Raw genomic sequence first — 6178 nt, forward strand, 5'->3', positions numbered from 1 at the left:
TTACTTAACCTCATTGTTATTCACGTTAAAAAACAGGAACGTCTGCTGCCGATTGTTGCTTTTATTTCAACATTTCTTCCAAGGTTGTGTTTGTATGCATGGGAAGGGCAACTTACATATATGGAATGGACATTGTCGGCAGTGGAAGGTGTACTTGCAGCAGTCTTATTACTAATCTTTATGCAGAGCTTACCGCTTTTATCACCAAAAAGATATAAACCTACATTAAAGAATGAGGAGATTGTTTGTTTTATTATATTACTCGCTTCTGTGTTAACAGGATTTATCGGATTGGAGTTCTATGGAGCACATTTTGAACAGGTATTTGCCAGGTATCTGGTTTTACTGCTTGCATTGATAGGGGGAGCGGCAATCGGTTCGACAGTTGGAGTTGTCGCAGGATTAATTCTCAGTCTGGCGAGTATTGCCAACCTTTATCAAATGAGTCTGCTGGCATTTGCGGGCTTGCTTGGAGGTTTGCTAAAGGACGGTAGAAAGCTTGCTGTTTGTATCGGTCTATTAATAAGCACACTGTTAATCAGTTTGTATGGAGAGAACGTTAGCGATATACAGACAGCGTTTATTGAATCATTATTTGCCATTTTATTATTTGTGCTGACTCCAAATATCATGATCAAAAAAATTGCGAGATATATACCAGGTACAACAGAACATGCAAAGGAACAAGAGCAGTACTTGCAAAAAGTACGAAATGTGACAGCACATCGAGTCGAGCGTTTCTCCAATGTCTTTAAGGCTCTTTCACACAGTTTTCAGATCAATTCCAATCAATTGAAAGACCAGGATATCGAAGTTGACTATTATCTCAGCAATGTGGCAGAAAAAACATGTCAGACGTGTTTCAAAAAAGAAACTTGCTGGGTAAAGCAGTTTGATGAAACCTATGACCTGATGAAAGATGTGAAAGATGAATTAGAACATGGTAATCAGCTGAATAAAGTAACACAGTTCCGCTTTGGCGAACACTGTATAAAGGCTAATAGAGTGATTGATGCAATGAAACAGGAATTATCTTTTTTACAGGCCAACCAGCAATTGAAGAAACAGGTACTTGAGAGCAGAAGATTTGTCGCTGATCAATTAAGAGGTGTGTCAGATGTAATGGAGAATTTCGCCAAAGAAATATTGAAGGAGAAGGAAAATCATGAACAGCAGGAGATCGAAATTGTTGCAGCATTAAAGCATATAGGAATTGAGTTAGAAAAATTGGATGTATATAGTCTGGAAAAAGGAAATATTGATATCGAAATGGTCATTTTATTTAATCAGTACCACGGGGAAGCTGCAAAATTAATTGCTCCCATCCTGTCAGATATTCTGGATGAGACAGTAGTTGTAGCGACAGAAGATATCTCTCCTATTGCTAAAGGACACAGTTTCTTTACTTTTGGGTCAGCGCGAAAATATACAGTTTTAACAGGAGTGGCGCACGCAGCAAAAGGCGGCGGACTAGTGTCAGGCGATTCATATAAAGCGTTGGAACTTGGAGCGGGTCACTATGCATTAGCGATAAGTGACGGGATGGGAAATGGGGACAGGGCCCATGAGGAAAGCACTGAAACATTGCGTTTATTGCAGCAGATATTAGAATCAGGGCTGCATGAGCAAGTGGCAATCAAGTCGATTAATTCGATTCTGTCATTGCGGACAAATGAGGAAATTTATGCAACATTGGATCTGGCTATGGTTGATTTACATCAGGCATCTGTCCGTTTCCTGAAGATAGACTCAGCACCTAGTTATGTTATCAGTCAGGATTCTATAGAGAGTATTGAATCTAGCAATTTGCCAATCGGTATTATTCAGGAATTTGATGTGGAAGTTGTCAGTACCCAGCTAAAACCAGGTGATTTCATTATTATGATGAGTGATGGAATATTTGATGGTCCAAAACATATTGAAAATGTGGATGTATGGATCAAAAGAAAACTAAGTGAGCTTGAAACAAAAGATCCGCAAGTAATGGCCGATTTAATTCTGGAAGAAGTAATAAGAACACAGGCAGGTGAAATAGAAGATGATATGACCGTTTTAGTTGCACAAATTGAAACAAATCAGCCAAAATGGGCAGCCATTAGTACGAAGGACGGTTATTGGCAGCAGAATATTAGTTAGCGTATATTTCTCCTTGTTTTTGGTGAAGATGTTGAAAAAGGGTTATGAATCTGAAATTCATACAGCCTTAAGGAGGAATAGCTGATGAGGACAAGTACACTGAAGCAGATTTTGTTAATAACGGATGGTTGTTCAAACCAAGGTGAAAATCCGGCAAGTGTTGCAGCAATTATTGCAGAACAAGGAATTACAGTAAATGTTATCGGAATTATGGAAGACGAACATACAGAACAGCCAAAAGGGTTATTAGAAGTAGAAGAGATTGCTGGCAGTGGTCAAGGGGTAAGTCAAATAGTCTATAAGCAGGCATTATCGCAAACAGTACAAGCTGTTACCAAACAGGCACTGAATGAAACATTGCAAGGAGTCGTAAATAAGGAATTACAGCAAATCCTTGGAAGTCCGAGTACAATGGAAGAGCTGCCTCCGGACCAGCGCGGTGAAGTAATGGAAGTAGTGGATGAATTAGGTGAGACATGTGATCTGGAAGTATTAGTATTGGTTGATACGAGTGCAAGTATGGCCAATAAATTACCAACCGTTCAAGAGGCATTAATTGATTTATCGATAAGCATGAACGCGAGAATCGGGCGCAGCCGATTTAGTGTTTATCAGTTCCCTGGTAAAAGGAAGCCTATTCAGCAATTAGTGGATTGGACTAGTAAACTCGATTCCATTACCAGCATATTCTCTCGATTGGCAAGTGGCGGTGTAACACCTACAGGTCCAGCATTGAAAGAAGCAATGCATCAATTTGGTAAGAAGAGTCTGAAAAGGAGATTGTTCCATAATGAATACCCAGACGTTGAAGAAGCCTGATATTAATATTCTGAAGGGTCAGACGATAACAGGGAAGTGGCATAAGAAAAAATATTATGTTGTGAAGGAACTAGGCAGCGGGGCAATAGGGACTGTATATCTGTGTGTTTATCAGAACGTGCAAGTTGCACTTAAAATGAGTAAACAAAGTCATTCTATTACTTCAGAAGTAAATGTATTAAAGGCGTTTAAGAAGGTTCAAGGACATAGCCTTGGGCCTTCTTTAATCGATGTTGATGACTATATCTCGGCTAATGGTCATGTCTATTCTTTCTATGTAATGGAATATATCTCAGGAGATGATTTACCGAACTTTATTAATAGAAATGGGCAAGAATGGCTGTTCACACTATTAATCGGTTTTGCGAAGGATTTACAGACACTTCATGATGAAGGCTATGTGTTCGGTGACTTGAAAACAGATAATTTAATCGTGTCCAGAAAACCCGCAAGATTAAGGTGGGTGGATGTAGGGGGCACAACATTGCAAGGAAGAGCAATCAAGGAATATACAGAGTTTTATGATAGAGCATATTGGCAGATGGGTTCAAGAAAAGCCGATCCGGGCTATGACTTGTTTGCCCTGGCGATGGTAATCTTAAGAATCTATTATCCAAATGGTTTTTCAAGAGGAGATAATCCAAGAAAAACGCTTCAGCAAAAGGTGCAGCTAGCAATCCGTTCTCAATCATTAAAACAGTTAGTAGGAAAGATGTTAAATGGGGATATTGATAAGGCTGACCAGGTGAAGGATTACTTATTACAATATGTCATGAAACAAAACCAGCAAACACAATTAAGACAAAAACGATTAAGTCAGAAAAATCAGCAGGAAACCTCCTTTCACCCGACTCTCGAGGTTGTTAGTATTCTTTCTATTAGTGGACTTTGCTATATATATATGACATTATTTTTGTAATTACAAGATAACGAACAACATATTATGTTAAAATAGATTTAAAAAAATTGTGAGGTGGTGGTGTTTGACGGCAACAAATCTAGAGAGAAAAGTACAAACATTTATGAAGCGCCATCAATTGCTGCACCAAAACGCAACAGTTGTAGTCGGAGTTTCCGGGGGTGCAGATTCGATTGCATTGCTTCATTATCTGGTATCGATAAAGAAGCAATGGGGGTTGCAGATTATTGCAGTATCCGTAGATCATGGTTTGCGTGGGGAAGAATCAAGGCAGGATGTTATCTTTGTGGGAGAATTATGTGAAAAATGGCAAATTCCATTTATTGCTGAAAAAGTTGATGTAAAGGAACATAAAGATGATGAGGGTACCCAACTTGCCGCAAGGAAGCTCAGATACCAAGTTTTTGAACGAGTGATGAGCCAATACGAGGCGAACTACCTGGCACTCGGTCACCATGGAGATGATCAAGTAGAAACTGTTATCATGCGAATGGTACAGCATTCTAATCCAGCTTTACTCCAAGGCATACCAGTACAGCGAACATTTGCAAAAGGTGAAATAATCCGTCCGTTACTAGCATGTACAAAGGACGATATTTATAAGTATTGTGGGGATTATAACTTGCCGCACAGAGAAGATCCTTCTAACCAGAGTTTAGACTATACGCGCAATTATTACAGGTTAAAGGTACTTCCGTTGTTAAAGGAGAAAAACCCCAGTGTACATAGAAAGGTACAGCAATTAACAGAACGGCTAACGGAAGATGAATCTTATTTGCTGAAACAGGCAAGAGTCATGGTAGATGAAATTATTCATTTTCAAAATAGCGTTCCTGCCGTAAGCTTTTCCATTCCTTCATTTTTAGATTATCCGATTGCTTTACAAAGACGTGCACTTCATCTAATATTAAACTATCTGTACCGGAAAGACCCATTAAGTATTTCTGCTAAACATGAGGATGATTTTCTTGCATTGTTACACAATGAGAAGGCAAATGCTGCGATTGATTTTCCTCATTCTTTGAAAGTAACAAAAAGCTATCAGAAGATTACGTTGAGCTTCGGAACAATCGTAAATGCTGATTCCTTTCCAGAAATACAAGAAATACATATACCGGGTGAGAATTATTTAGTAAATCAAGCGACCCTAAGTGCTAGTTACAGCGTATGCTCTGTCGTTGAAACAAAGCATACCATTATTCTCCCGCTGGAAGCCTCCATTTTTCCTTTGACAGTTCGCGCCAGAAGACCGGGTGACCGGATAAAATTGCGAGGATTAAATGGAAGCAAAAAGGTGAAAGATATTTTTATTGATGAAAAGATTGCGTTAACGAAACGCAACAATTGGCCATTGCTTGTTGCAGGTGATGGAACCATTCTTTGGGTTATCGGGTTAAAAAAAGCAGAATTGAATATAAATAAACAGGCAATGAACTGTTTATTATTAGAATATACAGAACCAACCATATAGGAGGCAGCAGGATGCAGAATGAAATAAAAGAAGTGTTAATATCTGCAGAGGCAATTCAGGAAAAATGCAGAGAACTAGGCAAGCAGTTAACGAAGGAATATGATGGGAAGTTTCCATTGGCTGTTGGTGTTTTAAAGGGCGCATTGCCTTTTATGTCAGACATCCTTCGTAATATCGATACACATTTAGAGATGGACTTTATGGATGTATCAAGTTATGGCAGTGAAATGCGCTCATCAGGTGAAGTGAAAATCGTCAAAGATTTGGACACAAAGGTAGAAGGAAGAGATATCTTAATTATTGAAGATATTATTGATAGCGGGCTAACGTTGAGTTACTTAGTAGATTTATTTAAATATCGCAAAGCAAATTCAATCAAGATTGTTACTCTGCTTGATAAACCTGAAGGAAGAACGGTTGATATTAAAGCAGATGTAGTAGGATTTGAAGTGCCAAATGAATTTGTGGTTGGATATGGATTGGATTACCAAGAGAAATATCGTAACCTGCCTTATATTGGTGTTTTAAAGCCAGAGGTATACGGTGGCGAAGAGTAAGTTTGTCACTTAAGTGCAATAAATTATCATACATATGAAAATCGTAGTGGTAATTAGTTGTAATAAGTTCTTTTAATATGGTACTATTTACTATAGTTTTCTCGTTGTGGGAGGAGGTAAGGAATGAATCGGATAATACGTAATGTGATCCTGTATTTTCTTATATTTTTGGTAGTAATTGGGATCATATCTGTGTTCACAGGCCAAAACAACCAGGCCAAAGAACTAAATACGAATCAATTTATGCAAGCATTGCAGAACAATGAAATTGTAGAA

The 6178-nt window shown here is 38.5% G+C and carries 5 protein-coding genes and 1 pseudogene; all 6 read left to right on the plus strand.

Features of this window, described 5'->3' with window-relative positions; all coding sequences use genetic code 11:
* Positions 1-2007: pseudogene (spoIIE, locus tag F9U64_RS19840) on the plus strand (stage II sporulation protein E); the annotation flags it as partial.
* 213 nt (positions 2008-2220) lie between these two features.
* Positions 2221-2955, plus strand: a complete 735-nt coding sequence (locus tag F9U64_RS19845; protein ID WP_153406636.1) for a vWA domain-containing protein — start codon at positions 2221-2223, stop codon at positions 2953-2955.
* Positions 2927-3874, plus strand: coding sequence for a protein kinase domain-containing protein (locus tag F9U64_RS19850; protein ID WP_153406637.1), 948 nt, complete (start codon positions 2927-2929; stop codon positions 3872-3874). Before F9U64_RS19845 ends, F9U64_RS19850 begins: the two co-directional genes overlap by 29 nt.
* A 64-nt stretch (positions 3875-3938) precedes the next feature.
* On the plus strand, positions 3939-5345 hold the full coding sequence (gene tilS, locus F9U64_RS19855; RefSeq protein ID WP_153406638.1) for a tRNA lysidine(34) synthetase TilS: 1407 nt from the start codon (positions 3939-3941) through the stop codon (positions 5343-5345).
* An 11-nt stretch (positions 5346-5356) separates the two neighbouring features.
* Complete coding sequence (gene hpt, locus F9U64_RS19860; RefSeq protein ID WP_153406639.1) at positions 5357-5902, plus strand: hypoxanthine phosphoribosyltransferase; 546 nt, start codon at positions 5357-5359, stop codon at positions 5900-5902.
* A 123-nt stretch (positions 5903-6025) separates the two neighbouring features.
* A partial coding sequence (locus tag F9U64_RS23225) for an ATP-dependent metallopeptidase FtsH/Yme1/Tma family protein (protein ID WP_228275812.1) occupies positions 6026-6178 on the plus strand: 153 nt, incomplete at its 3' end.

Source organism: Gracilibacillus oryzae (assembly GCF_009498735.1).
GTDB classification, from domain to species: Bacteria; Bacillota; Bacilli; order Bacillales; family Amphibacillaceae; genus Gracilibacillus; species Gracilibacillus oryzae.